The organism is Amphiplicatus metriothermophilus (assembly GCF_900199215.1).
In the GTDB taxonomy this organism is placed as follows: domain Bacteria; phylum Pseudomonadota; class Alphaproteobacteria; order Caulobacterales; family Parvularculaceae; genus Amphiplicatus; species Amphiplicatus metriothermophilus.
Window position 1 is genome coordinate 1 of record NZ_FZQA01000003.1, and the last position, 14937, is coordinate 14937.

13 protein-coding genes are annotated in these 14937 nt (G+C 71.4%); 6 read left to right on the plus strand and 7 right to left on the minus strand.

Annotated features, from left to right (window positions below; translation table 11 throughout):
• Positions 1-173 precede the first annotated feature (173 nt).
• The 5 genes from CHB64_RS07680 to CHB64_RS07700 all read right to left on the minus strand — a co-directional run bounded on the left by CHB64_RS07680 (position 174) and on the right by CHB64_RS07700 (position 7723).
• The gene (locus tag CHB64_RS07680; RefSeq protein WP_089412045.1) at positions 174-848 is read right to left on the minus strand and encodes a hypothetical protein; all 675 of its coding nucleotides are present in this window, start codon (positions 846-848) and stop codon (positions 174-176) included.
• A gap of 79 nt (positions 849-927) precedes the next feature.
• Positions 928-3030: a hypothetical protein gene (locus tag CHB64_RS07685; RefSeq protein ID WP_089412046.1), complete on the minus strand. Its 2103-nt coding sequence runs from the start codon at positions 3028-3030 to the stop codon at positions 928-930.
• Positions 3027-5771, minus strand: a complete 2745-nt coding sequence (locus CHB64_RS07690; protein ID WP_089412047.1) for a DUF4159 domain-containing protein — start codon at positions 5769-5771, stop codon at positions 3027-3029. The genes CHB64_RS07685 and CHB64_RS07690 overlap by 4 nt, the downstream gene beginning before the upstream one ends.
• Positions 5772-5785: 14 nt before the next feature.
• On the minus strand, positions 5786-6691 hold the full coding sequence (locus tag CHB64_RS07695) for a DUF58 domain-containing protein (protein ID WP_089412048.1): 906 nt from the start codon (positions 6689-6691) through the stop codon (positions 5786-5788).
• Positions 6692-6739: 48 nt separating this feature from the next.
• Positions 6740-7723, minus strand: a complete 984-nt coding sequence (locus tag CHB64_RS07700; RefSeq protein ID WP_089412049.1) for an AAA family ATPase — start codon at positions 7721-7723, stop codon at positions 6740-6742.
• Positions 7724-8041: 318 nt separating this feature from the next.
• Here CHB64_RS07700 and sppA point away from each other — a divergent pair, with 318 nt between their 5' ends.
• The 4 genes from sppA to CHB64_RS07720 all read left to right on the plus strand — a co-directional run bounded on the left by sppA (position 8042) and on the right by CHB64_RS07720 (position 12609).
• Positions 8042-9946, plus strand: coding sequence for a signal peptide peptidase SppA (gene sppA / locus CHB64_RS07705; protein WP_143265967.1), 1905 nt, complete (start codon positions 8042-8044; stop codon positions 9944-9946).
• Between the two features lie 139 nt (positions 9947-10085).
• Positions 10086-10676, plus strand: a complete 591-nt coding sequence (locus CHB64_RS07710; protein ID WP_089412051.1) for a DUF1285 domain-containing protein — start codon at positions 10086-10088, stop codon at positions 10674-10676.
• Positions 10676-11368 carry a CoA pyrophosphatase gene (locus CHB64_RS07715; protein WP_089412052.1) on the plus strand — a complete coding sequence of 231 codons (693 nt, stop codon included), beginning with the start codon at positions 10676-10678 and terminating at the stop codon, positions 11366-11368. The genes CHB64_RS07710 and CHB64_RS07715 overlap by 1 nt, the downstream gene beginning before the upstream one ends.
• Entirely contained in the window at positions 11365-12609 is a 1245-nt protein-coding gene (locus CHB64_RS07720; protein WP_089412053.1) for a CCA tRNA nucleotidyltransferase, read from the plus strand. The genes CHB64_RS07715 and CHB64_RS07720 overlap by 4 nt, the downstream gene beginning before the upstream one ends.
• Before the next feature lie 4 nt (positions 12610-12613).
• Here the strand turns inward: CHB64_RS07720 and CHB64_RS07725 are convergent, their stop codons facing one another.
• Both CHB64_RS07725 and CHB64_RS07730 read right to left on the minus strand, forming a co-directional pair.
• Positions 12614-13048, minus strand: a complete 435-nt coding sequence (locus CHB64_RS07725; RefSeq protein WP_159462444.1) for a TIGR02301 family protein — start codon at positions 13046-13048, stop codon at positions 12614-12616.
• 21 nt (positions 13049-13069) lie between these two features.
• Entirely contained in the window at positions 13070-13513 is a 444-nt protein-coding gene (locus CHB64_RS07730; RefSeq protein ID WP_089412055.1) for an NUDIX hydrolase, read from the minus strand.
• Positions 13514-13631: 118 nt separating this feature from the next.
• Between CHB64_RS07730 and CHB64_RS07735 the strand changes: the two genes are divergently transcribed.
• Together CHB64_RS07735 and CHB64_RS07740 are read left to right on the plus strand one after the other, a co-directional pair.
• Positions 13632-13850, plus strand: coding sequence for a DUF2093 domain-containing protein (locus CHB64_RS07735; protein WP_089412056.1), 219 nt, complete (start codon positions 13632-13634; stop codon positions 13848-13850).
• A complete protein-coding gene (locus CHB64_RS07740; RefSeq protein ID WP_200815284.1) occupies positions 13847-14854 on the plus strand; it encodes a M23 family metallopeptidase in 1008 nt (335 codons plus the stop codon). Before CHB64_RS07735 ends, CHB64_RS07740 begins: the two co-directional genes overlap by 4 nt.
• Positions 14855-14937: the final 83 nt, after the last annotated feature.

Sequence of the window (14937 nt, forward strand, 5' to 3'; positions counted from 1 at the left end):
GCGGGGGAGGCGGTCCCGGGTCTGCATTGCACCGCTGCGCGCTGCGCCGCATCCGGGACGACGACGGAGCGGGCCGGGAGCGGTCCCGGGTCTGCGGCGCGTCATTGCATGCCGCGCCGCGCCCGGGACGACGGGCGCGGATCGGCGCGGCGATGAGGCGAAGCGCTGCGCGCCTAGGCGGCGGCCTGCTCCTGTGAGAGGCGGGAGATCAGGAACTGCGCGTCGCGGCAATAGCCGGCCGCGGCGCGGTCGGCCTTCTTCACGGCCGAGTCGAGCTCTTCGAGCACGCGCGTGATCTCGTCGAATGTGGCGAACGCCTCGCGGGGCGGGTCGAGTTCGAGCCCCTTGGGAGAAATGTCCAGGCGGACGGCGGACACGGAGTAATTCGCCTTGCCGCCGAGCTTCACATCGAGATTGTGGGCGTTCCTGCCGATGAGGCGCGCGGCGCGCTCGTCGAGCTGTTCGATGATCCGGTTGATCGACAGCCTCAGCTCGTCATAGCGCTCGGCGAGCAGAGCGCGCCCGCCCGCGTCCTCGACGTTCTGCGCCGAGAGAGCGACCTCATAGGCCTGTTCGATGACCTCGCGGATGGCGTCGATCGAGTAAAGCGCGCATTCGATCGAGGCGAGCGCTTCGCGGATGGGCGCGTCGTCTTCATGCTGCGGCGCGTCGTCTTTCGGCGCGGTCTTGCGCAGCGCGCGGTTGAGGCCGCCGACGACGTCCATCTGGGGAATATCGTCCGGCTCCTGATCGTTTTTGCGGCCGAGAAGCCCGGAAAACGGCCCTCTGCGCTCGGATTTTTCCTTGGGCTTGCGATGGCCGTTCGAGCGGGTGAATGAAAACGCCACAGCCGCTGCTCCTGTCTTCCTGTCCGGATAGACGGTACGCCCCGGCTGTTTGAAGCGTCGTTAAATCATTCGGTAAATTTTACGCGCTGAATCCCGCCCGCGGCCGGCGCCGGCCCGTGCGGCCTTCGAGAAGCCACGCGCCCAGCAGCGCCGCCGCGATGAGCGCGAGCCAGAACCAGGGCGGGGCGAGGGGCGCGTCGCGGGTCGCGTCGATCCGGTAGGCGCCGCGCTCGACCAGTCCGGCCCAGCCGGCGCCGGCGTAGGCCGCGGCCCCGGCGTTCGCCTTGCGCAGGGCGGGCAGCGCGATCCCGTCGCCGCGCCGGATCCGGAAGACGCCGCCGCGCGAGGCCTCCGCCGCCGGGGCGAGCGGGCGCGAATCGGCGACGACGTCGTCGAATTCCGGCGGCGCGGCGAGCCCGACGGCGCCGACGGCGAAAAGCTCGCCGGCGCGCGCCCGGTAAAGTCCGTGTTCGGCGTTCGCGAGCCGGGCCTCGAAACGGCCCGGCGCGGTCTCGTCGAGGGCGATCTCGCGCGTCTCGCCGGAGGGGAGGACGAGGCTCACGGGACCCGGCTCGTCCGACATCGTCCGGCGCCGGATGACGAGGTCGTCGCCGGCGCCGGTCAGCGTAAGCCGCTCTTCCTCCAGTTCCGGCTCTTTCATCAGCCAGTGCGCGATGCGGCGAAGAAGCTCCGCATGCGGACCGCCGCCGTCGAAGCCGCGCGCCCACAGCCAGACGTGATCGGAGAGAAGCAGGCCGACCCGGCCTTCGCCCACGCGGTCGAGAATGAGCAGCGGCGCGCCGTCCGGTCCCGTCATCAGGGTGCGGCCCGATCGCTGCGCGGCCGGCATGATGCGCAGCCACCGGCCCCAGAACTCCTGCTCGGGAAGGCCCGCGGTGACCGGATGGCGCGCGCCGTCCTCGCTGATCCGCGGCCGGAACGGGCCTTCGCGCGCCGCGCCCTCGGGAAGCGCCGGCAGGATGAAGGAGAAATTGCGCCGCGCAGCGAGGCTCAGCGCGCCGGCGTATTCCGGCCCTGACGCCACAAGCACCGCCCCGCCGTTCTCCACATAGCGCGCGATGTTGTCGAAGTGGAAGGCGTTGAGCACGCCGCGATAGGTGTAGCGGTCGAAGATCAGAAGATCGAAGGCCGACAGCCGGTCGATGAACAGCTCGTCCTGCGGGAAGGGGATGAGCGCGAGCTCGCTTGCGAGCTCGCCGGGATTTCCCTTTTCGATCGGGCGCAGAATGGTGAAATGAACGAGATCCACGGCGGGGTCCGACTTCAGGAGATTGCGCCACACGCGCTCGCCGGCGTGCGGCTCGCCGGAGATCAGAAGCACGCGCAGCCGGTCGCGGATCGCCGTCACGTTCAGCACCGCGATGTTGTTGCGCGTCGTCAGCTCGCCGGGACGCTCTTCGGCTTCGAGCTCGAGAATGAGCGCGCCGGGATGCTCGAGCGGGGCTTCGAAGGAGACCTCCGCGCCGAGCGGAACCGCCTGGCGCGCGACCTCGCGCCCGTTGACGCGCAACGCGACGACGGCGCTCCCCGTCCCCGCCGCCGCCCCCTCGGGGCCGACGTCGTCGACCCGGAAGGCGATGCGCGCGCTCTCGCGCACCAGCCCGTAGCGGGGCGCGCTGAGGAGCGTGATCTTGCGGTCGAATTCGTCGTCGCGGCCGGTGAGCAGCACATGAGCCGGCGCGTCGAGGGCGAGATCGCCGGCGCGCGCCGCATCGCTCGCCTGCCCGTCCGTGATCGCGAAGACGGCCGCGAGGCGCCCGCGCGGCGTATCCGCCGCTGCGCCGGCCAGAGCCTCGACGAGGCGGGTCTCGTTCTCGCCGCCGACCTCGCGGCGGACGACCTCGATCCCGCCGAGGGCGGCGAGGCGCGCGGCGAGCGCGTCGGCGGCCGCACGCGCGATCCCGTCGCGCCCGTCGAGCCGCTGGCTGGCGCTCTGATCGACGAGAATGACGGCGACGTCGTCGAGCGGCGTGCGCTCGCTCGTGCGCAGCTGCGGATTGGCGAGCAGGAGCGCGAGGGCGCCGGCGGCGAGCAGGCGCAAGGGCCCGCCGCGCGCGCCGCGCCAGATGCTCAGTACGGAAACGACGAGCGCGAGCGAAACGAGGGCGCCGAGCGCCCATGTCGGAACGAGCGGCTCGAAGGCGAGGGCGCTCGCCGTCATGGCCGCCCCCTTCCGAGCCGTTCGAGCAGGATGGGCGCGTGCACCTGATCAGACTTGTAATTGCCGGTATAGGCCACCATCGCCATGTTGATCCCGGCGCGATAGGCGAGCTCGCGCGCGCGCTCGCCGCCGCGCGCCATCGGCCTCAGGGGCCGGCCGAAACGGTCGGTCGCCCAGGCGCCCGCCCAGTCGCGCCCGCCGATGATGACCGGGGTCACGCCGTCATTGGCTTCGCCCGCCGCGCTCGCCGGCGCCTGCACCCAGACGGGATTGTTCCACATCCGGCCGTACAGCCGGTCGAGCAGGTAGAACGAGCGCGTCAGCACGTGATCGTCCGGCAGCGCGGCGAGCGGCGGCAGGTCGAGCTGGGCGAGGATCGCGCGCAGCGCCGCGCGCTCGGGCGTCTCCAGCCCGGCCACCGCCCGCTCGTCGTCGCGCGTGTCGAAGATGATGAGCCCGCCGAAGCGCATGAAGTTCTCGATATTGGCGAGGCCCTGCTCGGAAGGCGGCCGGGCGCCGGCGGCGATCGGCCAGTACAGCAGCGGATAGACGGACAGATCGTCCGTCTCCGGATCGACGGCGACGGGCGGGGCGGGTTCGAGCGCCGTGCGCCGGTAGAGCTCGCGGCTGAGGGCGGCGAGGCCGAGCTCTGAGAGCCGGTCGATTTCCGGATCGCCCGTGCGCACATAGGCGAGCCGGGTCTGGAGCGCCGCCTCGACGGCCTTGGGGTCGAGCGCGGCGTCGAGCGGCTGGGCGCGCAGATCGCTCGCCGGCGCGCTCGCCGCGGCGAGAAGCGCGAGCGCGGCGAGGCGCAGCCGCCCGGCGAGCGCGAGCGCGACAAGCGCGTCGAGCAACAAAAGCGCGAGCGCCGCGGCGAAAAGCGGCGGGGCGAGGCGGGCCGGCGGCTCCTGCGCGTAGGCCGTCTCCGCCACGCCGGACAGCGCGAGCGGCTCAAGCGCGCCGTCCGGGCCGAGCGCGTTGACCGCGATCGGCGCCTCGGGCGCGCCGTAAAAGCCGGGCGGCCGGTCGGGCGCGGCTCCCGCGGCCGCCTCGGCGGCGGTGACGCCGGCGAGGTCCGGGTCGGGATCGCGGAACCGGCCGAAGCCGTCGAGCACCCGCAGGGGCGACAGGCGCGCGCCGGCGTCGGCCTCCTCCCGCGACGGTCCGAGCAGCGACAGAAATGTCAGCTTGCGAAGCATATCGACGAAGGTCGCCGAGAGCGGCAGGTCCGACCAGCCCGGCGTCGCCGGGACGTGGAAGAGCGCGATCGCGCCGTCGCCGCGGCGCGCGCCGGTGACGAGCGGCGTGCCGTCGGCGAGGAACGCCCAGGTGCGCGCGCTCGTCTCCCCGCCCGGCTCGGCGAGCACCTGGCGGCGCACGAACACGTCGTCCGGCGGCGGCATGTCCGCAAACGGACCATTCTTGGAGAATCCGGCGAGCGCCTGCGGCGTCTCCCAGGTGAGCGCGCCGCCGAAGGCGCGCCCGCCGCCGCGCAGAGGCGCGGGCAGCAGGGGCAGGTCTTCATCCTGCGCCGCGTCGGCGAGGCTCGGCCCGGCGAAGCGGATCAGCACCCCGCCGCGCTCGACCCAGGCGGCGAGCGCCTCCGCGTCGCTTGCCCGCAGCCGGCCGACGTCGTGCAGGACGATGACGGAGACGTCCGCGCGGATGAGGCCGTCCAGCGCGTCGGTCAGAAATCCCGCATACGGCTCGAGCGCCTTGCGCACATAGCGCGTCCCCGACAGCAGCGGGTCTTGCTGCGCGTCCTCGCCCGCGACGAACCCGACGAGCGCGCGCCGGTCGCGCGCGTCGGCGAGCTGAATCGCGCCGGCCGAGCGCGCTCCCTCTATGGCGACCGCGGCGACCTCGTTGCGCAGCGCCAGCGGCAGGTCGACGGCGACGCGCGCCGTGCGTTCTCCGGCGGGAAGAACCGCCGGCGCGCGGGCGAGCTCGCGGCCGTCGCGGGCGGCGGCGACGAGCGCGCCCCGCCATTCCGGCCCGCCGCGCAGACGCTCCACGCGCCAGCGCGCCGGCGCGCCGGCCTGTCTATCGGGGCGCAGGACGACAAGCGGCGTTTCGCGGTCCGCATAGACCGTCAGCGCGCCGCGCGCGGCCAGCGCCTCGGCGAGCGCGTCATCACCCTCGCCCGCGAGCCCGTCGCTCAGCCAGCGGATTTCCGCCGCGCCGCCGGCCCGGGCGAGCGCCGGGTCGAGCCGGCTCAGGCGCGCGGCCGCCCCCGCGCGGTCAGCGGCGAAGGGCTTCGGGGCGAGGGCGGCGAAAAGCTCGCGCGCAGCCTCGCCGGTCATCGGGCCCTGCGGCGGATCGCCCGCCGGATCGGCCGTCGTGAGAAGAAAGACGGGCCTGCCGGCCTGCGCGGCTTCCTCCGCGCCGGCGGCCAGCGCGTCGAGCCGCAGCCGCCAGCCGCCCGCGGCCGCCCAGGTGTCGTCGACTGCGAAAACGAGCGGTCCCGTCGTCTGCGCCGGCGTCGGCGCGTTGAGCACGGGCCCGGCCAGTCCGACGATGACGAGCCCCGCGATGACGAGGCGCAGCAGCAGCACCCACCAGGGCGTGCGGTCGGGCGTCTCCTCCTTCGTCGTCAGCCTGCGGAGGATGATGAAGGCCGGAAAGCGCACGCGCTTCGGCGCGGGCGGCGTCGCGCGCAGGACGAGCCACAGCGCCGGCAGGCCGGCGAGCGCGAGCAGGATCCACGGAGCGGAAAAGGACAGGGCGCCCAGCGACAGCATGACTCAACGCCTCGTCATTTGAGCGTTCCCGGATCGCCCAGCGCCATGAAAAGCGCAAGCAGGGCGGTTTGCGCCGGCCGGTCGGTGCGGTGCGCGACGAAGGCCCATCCGTAGCGCCGACAGACGTCCTCCAGCGCGCGGCGATGAGCGGCGAAATGGGCCCGGTAGTCGCCGGCGAGCGCGCCGGTCTCGCCGAAAAGCAGCCGGTCCCGGCTTTCAAGATCCTCGAACTCGGTGCGCCCGACGAACGGAAAATCCTCCTCGGCCGGATCGACGATCTGCGCGAGCGCGCCGCCGGCGCCCTGCGCCGCATAGCCGGCGACGGCGCGCGCCGTTTCGTCGGGCTCGGCGAAGAAATCGCTGAACAGAACGATGCGCGCGCCGGCGGCGATTTTAACCGGCGGCGGACGCGCGCCGGCATCGGCGAAGCTCTCGGCGGCCAGCGCTTCGAGAAACAGCGCCGGCGCGGCGCGGCCGTGAAACGGGCGCTCGCGCGCGCCCATCAGGCCGACGCGCTCGCCCGCCTGCGCGAGCAGGATCGCAAGCGCGGTCGCCAGCACGTCGGCGCGCCGGCGCTTGGTCGGCAGGTTCGGATCGGAGGCGTAATCGAGCGAGCGGGTCGGATCGCGCCAGAGCCAGGCGGCCGCGGCGGCCTCCCATTCGTTCTGGCGGACGTAAAGCCGGTCGGCCGCGCGCGCCGACTGGCGCCAGTCGATGGCGCTTACGGGATCGCCGAACGCGTAGGCGCGGTGCTGCCAGAAGGTCTCGCCGGGCCCGGCGCGCCGGCGCCCGTGCAGGCCCGACGCGACCGCCTGCGCGACGCGCTCGGCCTCGATCATCAGCGCCGGGAAGGCCGCAGCGGCGTCTTCCGCCGCGCGGCGGATCTGTCCGGCGCTGGCTGAGGCGGAGCGATGGGTCATCCGGTTCGCAAGGCTCGCACGCAATGAACGGCGGCGCGGCGGCGCAGGTCAGAACGCCTTCGCAAGCAGCTCGTCGATGAAATCATCCGTACTCAACCCTTCCGAGCGCGCGGAGAAATTGAGCGCCATGCGGTGGCGCAGCACCGGTTTGGCGAGGCGGCGCACGTCGTCGAGCGACGGCGCGAAGCGCCCGTCGATGAGCGCGAGCGCGCGGGCTGACAGCGACAGCGCCTGGCTTGCGCGCGGGCCAGGCCCCCAGGCGACGAGCGTCCTGATCCGTTCTTCGGCGTCCCCGGTCGGCCGCGCGCGGCGCACGAGCGAGAGAATCGCGTCGACGATCTGCTCGCCGATGGGCATCTCGCGCACGAGCCGCTGCGCGCGCTTCAAGTCGCCCGGCGTGAGCGCGGGCTCGACCGCCGCCGTCCTCGCGCCGGTGGTGGCCGCGAGCATCCGGCGCTCGGCGTCCTCGTCCGGGTAGCCGACATTGATCTGCAGAAGGAAGCGGTCGAGCTGGGCTTCGGGCAACGGGTAGGTCCCTTCCTGCTCGATGGGGTTCTGCGTCGCCAGCACGTGAAAGGGCGAGGGCAGGTCGTGCCGGGCGCCGGCGACGGTGACGTGCAGCTCCTGCATCGCCTGGAGAAGCGCCGACTGGGTGCGCGGGCTCGCCCGGTTGATCTCGTCGGCCATCAGAAGCTGGCAGAAGATCGGGCCGGGAATGAAGCGGAATGCGCGCTTGCCGTCGGCGCTTTCCTCGAGCACCTCCGAGCCGAGCACGTCGCCCGGCATCAGATCCGGCGTGAACTGCACGCGTTTGGCCGACAGGCCCATCAGCTCGGCGACGGAGGTCACGAGCAGGGTCTTGGCGAGGCCCGGCGCGCCGACGAGAAGGCCGTGCCCGCCGGCCGCGAGAACGGCGAGGGTCAGCTCGATCACTTCCTCCTGGCCGAAAATGACCTTCTGAAGGCCGCTGCGGGCGTCGGCGAACCGGCTCGAAATCTCCTCGAACGCGCCGACGGGATCGAGATCGCTCATGTCTTCCTTCGGTCCCTTCTCTGTTGCGGGCCCTCGCGCGAAAAGGGGCGCCGCGACGCCTGCGTCCGCCCCGCTCCCGCCCGCCATAGCACGCCCCGGGGCGGAATTCACATCCGCCGGGCGAGCGAAAAAGGCGGCCCGTCGCAGCGCGCCGCGACATCTCTTGGCCCCTTGCCCCCCGCGCGCCATTGTCCTTACGATGCCTCCGACGGCGGGCTGCAGCATTATTGCGGCGTTAATGCGGGGGCGTTAACGAATCATCGGGGCTTTCGCCGATCCGGTCGCGGCCTTGGGCCGCAGGCAGAAAAGGGGTTGTTCGTGCCTAGCGAAAATCAGGGTTTTTCCGTCTGGGGCTTCATCAAGGGCTTCGGCAAGCTGCTGATCGGTTTCCTGCTGTTGCTGCAGGGGATCATCGGCCTCGTGGTGATGCTGCTGATCGTCGGCGTCATCGTCAGCGTCAGCGACAACCTGGCCGGCGGCAAGGCCGCGCGCGTCGACGTCCCGAAAGGCGCCGCGCTGCTGCTCAATCCGCAGGGCGTGCTGGTCGAGCAGGCCGAGGAAGTCGATCCGTTCGAGAAGGCGCTCGAGGAAGCCTACGGCGTCGACGAGCCGGACCAGGTCGAGGCGCGCGACATCATCCGCGCGATCCGCAAGGCCAAGACCGACGAGCGCGTCGCCGGGCTCGTGCTCGATCTCGGCGGCCTTTACGCGCCCGCTTCAAGCGCCTCCAAGCTGCACGACATCGCCGCGGCGATCGAAGACTTCAAGACTTCTGAAAAGCCCGTCATCGCGGTCGGCGACTATTACAGCCAGGAGCAGTATCTCATCGCCTCGCGGGCCGACGAGATCCTCATGCACGGCTTCGGCAACGTCGTGCTTTACGGCTACGGCTCTTACGAAGCCTACATCAAGTCGCTGCTCGAAAAGCTGAAAGTCACAAGCCACATCTTCCGTGTCGGGACGTTCAAGTCGGCGGTGGAGCCCTTCATGCGCGACGACATGTCGCCGGAAGCCAAGGAGGCCAATCTCGCCTATCTGAGCGTGCTGTGGCGCGAATATGCGGCCTCCGTCGAAAAGGCGCGCGCCCTGCCGCAGGGCTCGGTGCAACGCTATGCGGACGAAATGCCGCCGCTGCTCGAGCAGGCGAACGGCGACTTCGCGAAGCTCGCCCAACGATACGGCCTCGTCGACGATCTCAAGTCGCGGCCGCAGCAGCTCGCCTATCTCAAGGAAAAATTCGGCGCCGACAAGGACGGCAAGTCCTTCAAGCACGTCGCCTTGTCGCGGTATCTCAAGGCGGTGGGCGAGGCCGAGCCGGACGGCGAGGCGCCTAACATCGCGCTCGTCACGGCGGCCGGCGTCATCGTCGACGGCGAGGCGCCGGCGGGGGTGGCGGCCGGCGGCGACACCATCGCCAAGCTTCTGAAAAAGGCGCATGACGACGAAAACGTGAAGGCGGTGGTGTTCCGCGTGGACAGCCCCGGCGGCTCGGCCTTCGCCTCGGAGATCATCCGCGAGCGGCTGCTCGAGCTCAAGGAGGCGGGCAAGCCCGTCGTGGTCTCCATGGGCTCGCTGGCCGCTTCGGGCGGGTACTGGATCTCCTCGCCCGCCGACGAGATCTGGGCCGCGCCGACGACCATCACCGGCTCGATCGGGATCTTCGGCCTCCTGACGACCTTCGAGAACACCGCCGCCGAAATCGGCGTCTATGTGGACGGCGTCGGCACGTCGCGGCTGTCTCCGCTCATCGCCACCGGCGTCGGCCCGCTGCCGGAGGTCGCCGCCGAGCTCATCCAGCAGTCCGTCGAGGAAGGCTATGAGCGCTTCCTGCGCGTCGTCAGCGAGGGCCGCGGCCTCGAGCGCGACTATATCGATTCCATCGGCCAGGGCCGGGTGTGGATCGGCGAGACCGCCCAGGGCCTGAAGCTGGTGGACAAGCTCGGCGATCTCGACGCCGCGGTCGCCGCCGCCGCCGAGCGCGCCGGCCTTGAAGAATACGACGTGGTCGAAATGGTCGAAAAGCTCACGCCCTTCCAGCGTATCTTCGGCGGCGCCGCGGCCCGGGCGATGAAGCTCGCCGGCCTCGACTTCGCCGAGGCCCGCGCCCATCAGTCCGCGCTCAGAAAGCTGTTCGCGCAGATCAAGGGCGAGATCGAGCTGCTCGACAGCTTCAACGATCCGTCCGGGCTTTACGCCCGCTGTCTGAGCTGCGAGCTGCGCTGACGCGCCGCCGCGCGCGGCGCGGGGTCGGTCTTTCATCTTGGGGCCGCGATCTGGCGAAATCCGATCGCGGCCCTTACGTTTTCGGGCAGGACCGTCCGCAACCGAGGGACCGCCCCGAGGACCGCCCCGAGGACCGCCGATGAGCGATTTCATGAGCTACGCCGCCGCCCTCGAAGGCCGCGCTTGCGCGGGCGACCTGCCGCCGGTGGAGCGCTGGGATCCGCCCTATTGCGGCGAACTCGATCTCGTCATCAGGCGAGACGGGACCTGGGTTCACGAAGGAACGCCGATCGGGCGGGCCCGGCTGGTGCGGCTGTTCTCGACGATCCTGAAGCGCGAAGGCGGGCGCTATTTTCTGGTCACGCCGGTCGAAAAGCTCGCAATCGCGGTGGAGGACGCGCCCTTTCTGGCCGTGCTCATGCGCGCTGAAGGAGAGGGGAACGCGCGCCGTCTCGTCTTCACCACCAATGTCGGGGAGGAGATCGCCGCGGGCCCCGGTCACGAGATCGTTTTCCGTCCCAGCCCGGCGACCGGCGAGATCGCGCCCTATCTTCGCGTGCGGGACGATCTTTGGGCGCTTGTCGCGCGGGCGGTCTATTATGACCTCGTCGCGCTGAGCGAGACGCGCGATACGCCGGACGGGCCCGTCATGGGCGTCGCGAGCGGCGGCGCGTTCTTTCCCTTCGAGCCCGCCGGGGCCGATGTCGACGCAAGCAACGAGCGCGCGTGATGAGCAGCGACGACATTTCGCGAAGACAGACCCCGGCGGCGGCCGGCGCGCCCGCCGATTGGCGCGCGCGCATCGCGGCCAATCTCCGGCGCGCTTCGGCGCAGCGCGTGCGCGCGCTGTTCGAAGAGATCAATCCCCACCTCGTCGGCGACAAGGCGTTCGAAGAGCGCTGGACCCGCGAGCGCCGGGACGCGGCGGTGCTCGTCCCGATTCTCGACCGGCCCGAAGGGGCGCGCGTGCTGCTGACCGTGCGCTCGCCCGACATGCCTTCGCACGCCGGTCAGATCAGCTTTCCAGGCGGGCGCGTCCATCCCGAAGATTCGGGGCCCGTCGCCGCGGCCCTGCGCGAGGCCGAGGAGGAGGTCAACATCAAGCCGCACGAGGTCGAGGTGATCGGCGCGCTCGGCGTGCATTACGGCGGACTCGGCTTCGCCGTCACGCCGGTTGTCGGAATCGTCGATCCGTCTGCGGACATAAAACCGTGTCCGCGCGAGGTGGCGGAAGTCTTCGAGGTCCCGCTCGATTTCTTCGCCGACCTGTCCAATCACGCGCTGGAGGAGCGGCGCCATCAGGGCGTCAGCTATCGGATGTTCGCCGCGCCTTACGAGCGCTATCACATCTGGGGACTGACGGCGGGCATCCTGCGCACGCTCGCCGAAACCCTGCGGGACGAGGATCCGGCCGCGCCATGAGCGCAGAGGAAACGCTCCGTGCCCTGAGCGCGCAGGAGGCGCCGCATTTCGGCTGGGCGTCGTCGCCGCGGGTGCGCAAGGTCGTCGCTGCGCTTGAGGCCGCGCGGCCCGGCTCGGCGCGGTTCGTGGGCGGCTGCGTGCGCGACAGCATCATGGGGCTTGCGCCGAAGGACGTCGACGTCGCCACGACCCTGAAGCCGGACGAGGTCATCGCGGCGCTCGAAAAGGCGCGCCTGCGCTACGCCCCGACAGGGCTCGCGCACGGCACGGTGACGGCGATCTGCGAGCGCAAGCCGGTCGAGATCACGACGCTGCGCGCGGACGTCTCGACCGACGGGCGGCGCGCGACCGTGGCCTTCACCGAAGACTGGGGGGTCGACGCGCGCCGGCGCGACTTCCGCCTCAACGCGATTTATCTGACCACGGACGGACGGCTTTTCGATCCGGTCGGAGGCTTGGCGGACGCGAAGGCGGGCAAGGTGCGCTTCATCGGCGATCCCCATGCGCGCATCCGCGAGGACTATCTGCGCATCCTGCGGTTTTTCAGGTTCACGGCGCGCTTCGCCGAGGCGTTCGACGCGGAAGGGCTTGCGGCCTGCGAGGCCGAGCGGGCGGGGCTTGCGATCCTGTCGCGGGAGCGGGCGGGCGACGAGATGTCGAAGATTCTCGCCCTGCCGCGGGCCGCCTTCGCGGTCGAGGCGATGGCGAAGGCGGGCGTGCTGGCGGCGGTCTGGCCGGCGCCGGCCGACCTCGTCGCGCTCGCGGCGCTCAAGCGCCTTGCGCCGGACGCGCCGGCGCCGCTTGCGCTCGCCGCGTTGTGGGGCGAGGGCGGGGACGGGATCGACGCGGCCCTGCGGCTGTCCAACGCGGACGCGCGCCGGCGCAAGACCGCGCTCGCGGCGGCGCGCGCGATCACGCTCGACATGAGCGAACGGAACGCGCGCGCCTGTCTTCACCGGTTCGGCGAAGCGGCGTTTCGCGCCGGCGCGCTGCTCGTCGCGGCGCGCGCCGGCGGCGGGGAGGAAGCCCGCCGGAGGCTCGACGCGTTTCTCGCGCTCAGGCCGCCGCCGGCCTTTCCCTTCACCGGAAAGGACGTCGTCAGGCGCGGCGTTCCGCCCGGCCCTGATGTCGCGAAAGTCCTGCGCGAAACCGAAGAGGCGTGGATCGCGGAAGATTTTCCGCCCAGGGAGCGTCTGGAGCGCATTCTCGCCGACAAGGCTGCGCAGGCGCGGGCCGGCTGATGGCTTATCGTCCGTCCTCGTCGCCCCGCCAGACCGTCGGCGCGGTCTCGGCGCGCGCCAGCGCTTCGTAAAGCGGGGCGGCGAGCCGCGCCGCGGTCGCGTCGGCCTGCGCGGCCAGGCCGGCCGCATGATCGCGCGCGTCGCGGTCGCAATAGGGAAAGGCCCGCTCGGCCTGCCGGAAGCCGCTGTTGAACGCGCGGATCATGTCCTCGCGCAGCGCCGGCGCGGGCTCTTCGAGCTCCAGCATCCGGCGCATCCGCTCGCGCCAGATCTCGGCTTCGGCGCGCGGCTCGCACAGACGGCGGATGTGATGCAGCTCGCCGAAGGCCTGCGACAGGAAGACGAGATCGCGGGCCCGCTCGCGATAGTCGATGGTCTGCGCCTGCGCCGCGGCGGCGAGGCAGACGAGGCCGGCGAGACTGGCGAGGGCTATCCGCATGACGGGGCGCATCGCGAAAAATTATAGCGTTTTTGAGGCCTTCCGGCGAATGGCGATGGCCCGCGCCACGGCCTCGCGCGTCTTGTCCCAGGAAAGCCGCTTCAGGGCCTCCGCGACGGGGACGAACTGCGCCTCGGCCGCGTCGTCGCCGGGAACCGGCTCGCCGGCCCGCCACTCGGCGACGAAATCGACGAGCAGCATGTGCCGGCGCGCGGCCTCCTCGCCGCCTTCGCGCGGCAGGGCCTCGAAGACGTCGATCAGATCGAGAATGCGGATCTCGACGCCGGTCTCCTCGCGGACCTCGCGGCGCACGGCCTCGTGCAGCGTTTCTCCATAGTCGAGAGCGCCGCCGGGGATCGACCAGGCGCCCGCTAAGGGCGGCTTCGCGCGGCGGATCAGCAGCACCTTTTCGCCGCGGAAGACGACCGCGCCGACGCCGACCAGAACGGCGGGATGTTCGCTCATGGCTTCTCCTAAGCGGACGAAAGTCAAACGCAAAGGCCGCAGGCTTTGACGCGCGTCCCGCAACAGGGATAATGCGCCGGAGTCCGACCCCGGAAACGCAGGCGGCGGCGAGGCTGTAATGAATTTGCTCGAATCGTCAAACCGCGACGGCGAGGCGATCCTCGAATACCGCGACGCGGAGTTCGCGGTCCTCAAGCCCGGCGCCTTCGTGCGCTGCGCCGTGACGGGGGCGAAGATTCCGCTGAACGCGCTCAAATACTGGAACGTCGACAGGCAGGAGGCCTATGTCGACGCCGCCGCCGCGCTCAAGGGCTTCGGTCTGGAGAAAAGCGAATGACCTTTCTCGGATGGATCGCCGCCGGACTTGCGGCCGCCGGAGCGGCGCCGCCGGCGGCGCCCGGTCTTCCCATCGCGCCGCCCGCCCCGCGCGCGCCGGCCGCTGCCCCGATCCTCGCCCCGCCCCGTCACGCCGGCGCGCAAGACGCCCTCGCCCTGCAGGCCCGCTACGCCGAGGCGATGCAGCGCGTCGCCGAGCGCCAGCGGGTGTTTCCCAAATCCTCCGACGCGGCGGTCCTGTCGGGCCGCGCCGCCCAGGGCGGGCTCGTCTTCGGGCGGACCGTTCCGGGCGCGACGGCGCGCCTCGACGGCGAGACCGTGATGGTGGACGAGGACGGCCGGTTCCTGCTCGGTTTCGGCCGCGACAGCGCGCCGACCGCGCTCCTCGTCGTGACGCTGCCGGACGGCGCGGTCGAGCGGATCGCGATCGAGGTCGAGGACCGCGATTTCCCCGTCCAGCGCATCGACGGCCTCGACCAGTCGAAAGTGTCGGGCTTCACCGAAGCGCAGCTTGAAAAGATCGCCGCCGACAAGGCGAAGAAGGATGCGGCGCGCCTGGAGACGCACGCGCGCGCCGACTGGGCGGACGGCTTCGCCTGGCCGGTCGAGGGGCCGATCAGCGGCGTTTTCGGCTCCCAGCGGATTCTCAACGGCGAGCCCAAACGGCCCCATTCCGGGCTCGACATCGCCGCGCCCGAAGGAACGCCGGTGCGCGCGCCGGCCGCCGGGATCGTCCGTCTCGCCGAGTCCGGCATGTATTTCGAAGGCGGCCTCGTCTTTCTCGACCATGGCCACTGGCTCGAAAGCGCCTTCATGCACCTGTCCCGGATCGACGTCGCGCCCGGCCAGCGGGTCGAGAAGGGCGACGTGATCGGGGCCGTCGGCGCGACCGGCCGGGCGACGGGCCCGCATCTGCACTGGAGCCTGAAATGGACCGACCGGCTGGTCGATCCTCAGCTCGTGCTGCCGCCGCCGGCGGACAAGGCCGCCGCCGCGGCCGAATGACGCCGAAGCGCGGCTGACGGCCTTGCCGCGCATTCAGCAATTGACAATCATTCTTATGTAAAGCATGTAGCGGGAAGCCGCCG

Coding starts and splice junctions, on each gene's coding strand:
- CHB64_RS07685 (WP_089412046.1), bottom strand. CDS start 3,030: ATGACGGCGAGCGCCCTCGCCTTCGAGCCGCTCGTTCCGACATGGGCG.
- CHB64_RS07690 (WP_089412047.1), bottom strand. CDS start 5,771: ATGCTGTCGCTGGGCGCCCTGTCCTTTTCCGCTCCGTGGATCCTGCTC.
- CHB64_RS07695 (WP_089412048.1), bottom strand. CDS start 6,691: ATGACCCATCGCTCCGCCTCAGCCAGCGCCGGACAGATCCGCCGCGCG.
- CHB64_RS07700 (WP_089412049.1), bottom strand. CDS start 7,723: ATGAGCGATCTCGATCCCGTCGGCGCGTTCGAGGAGATTTCGAGCCGG.
- CHB64_RS07710 (WP_089412051.1), top strand. CDS start 10,086: ATGAGCGATTTCATGAGCTACGCCGCCGCCCTCGAAGGCCGCGCTTGC.
- CHB64_RS07715 (WP_089412052.1), top strand. CDS start 10,676: ATGAGCAGCGACGACATTTCGCGAAGACAGACCCCGGCGGCGGCCGGC.
- CHB64_RS07720 (WP_089412053.1), top strand. CDS start 11,365: ATGAGCGCAGAGGAAACGCTCCGTGCCCTGAGCGCGCAGGAGGCGCCG.
- CHB64_RS07725 (WP_159462444.1), bottom strand. CDS start 13,048: ATGCGGATAGCCCTCGCCAGTCTCGCCGGCCTCGTCTGCCTCGCCGCC.
- CHB64_RS07730 (WP_089412055.1), bottom strand. CDS start 13,513: ATGAGCGAACATCCCGCCGTTCTGGTCGGCGTCGGCGCGGTCGTCTTC.
- CHB64_RS07735 (WP_089412056.1), top strand. CDS start 13,632: ATGAATTTGCTCGAATCGTCAAACCGCGACGGCGAGGCGATCCTCGAA.
- CHB64_RS07740 (WP_200815284.1), top strand. CDS start 13,847: ATGACCTTTCTCGGATGGATCGCCGCCGGACTTGCGGCCGCCGGAGCG.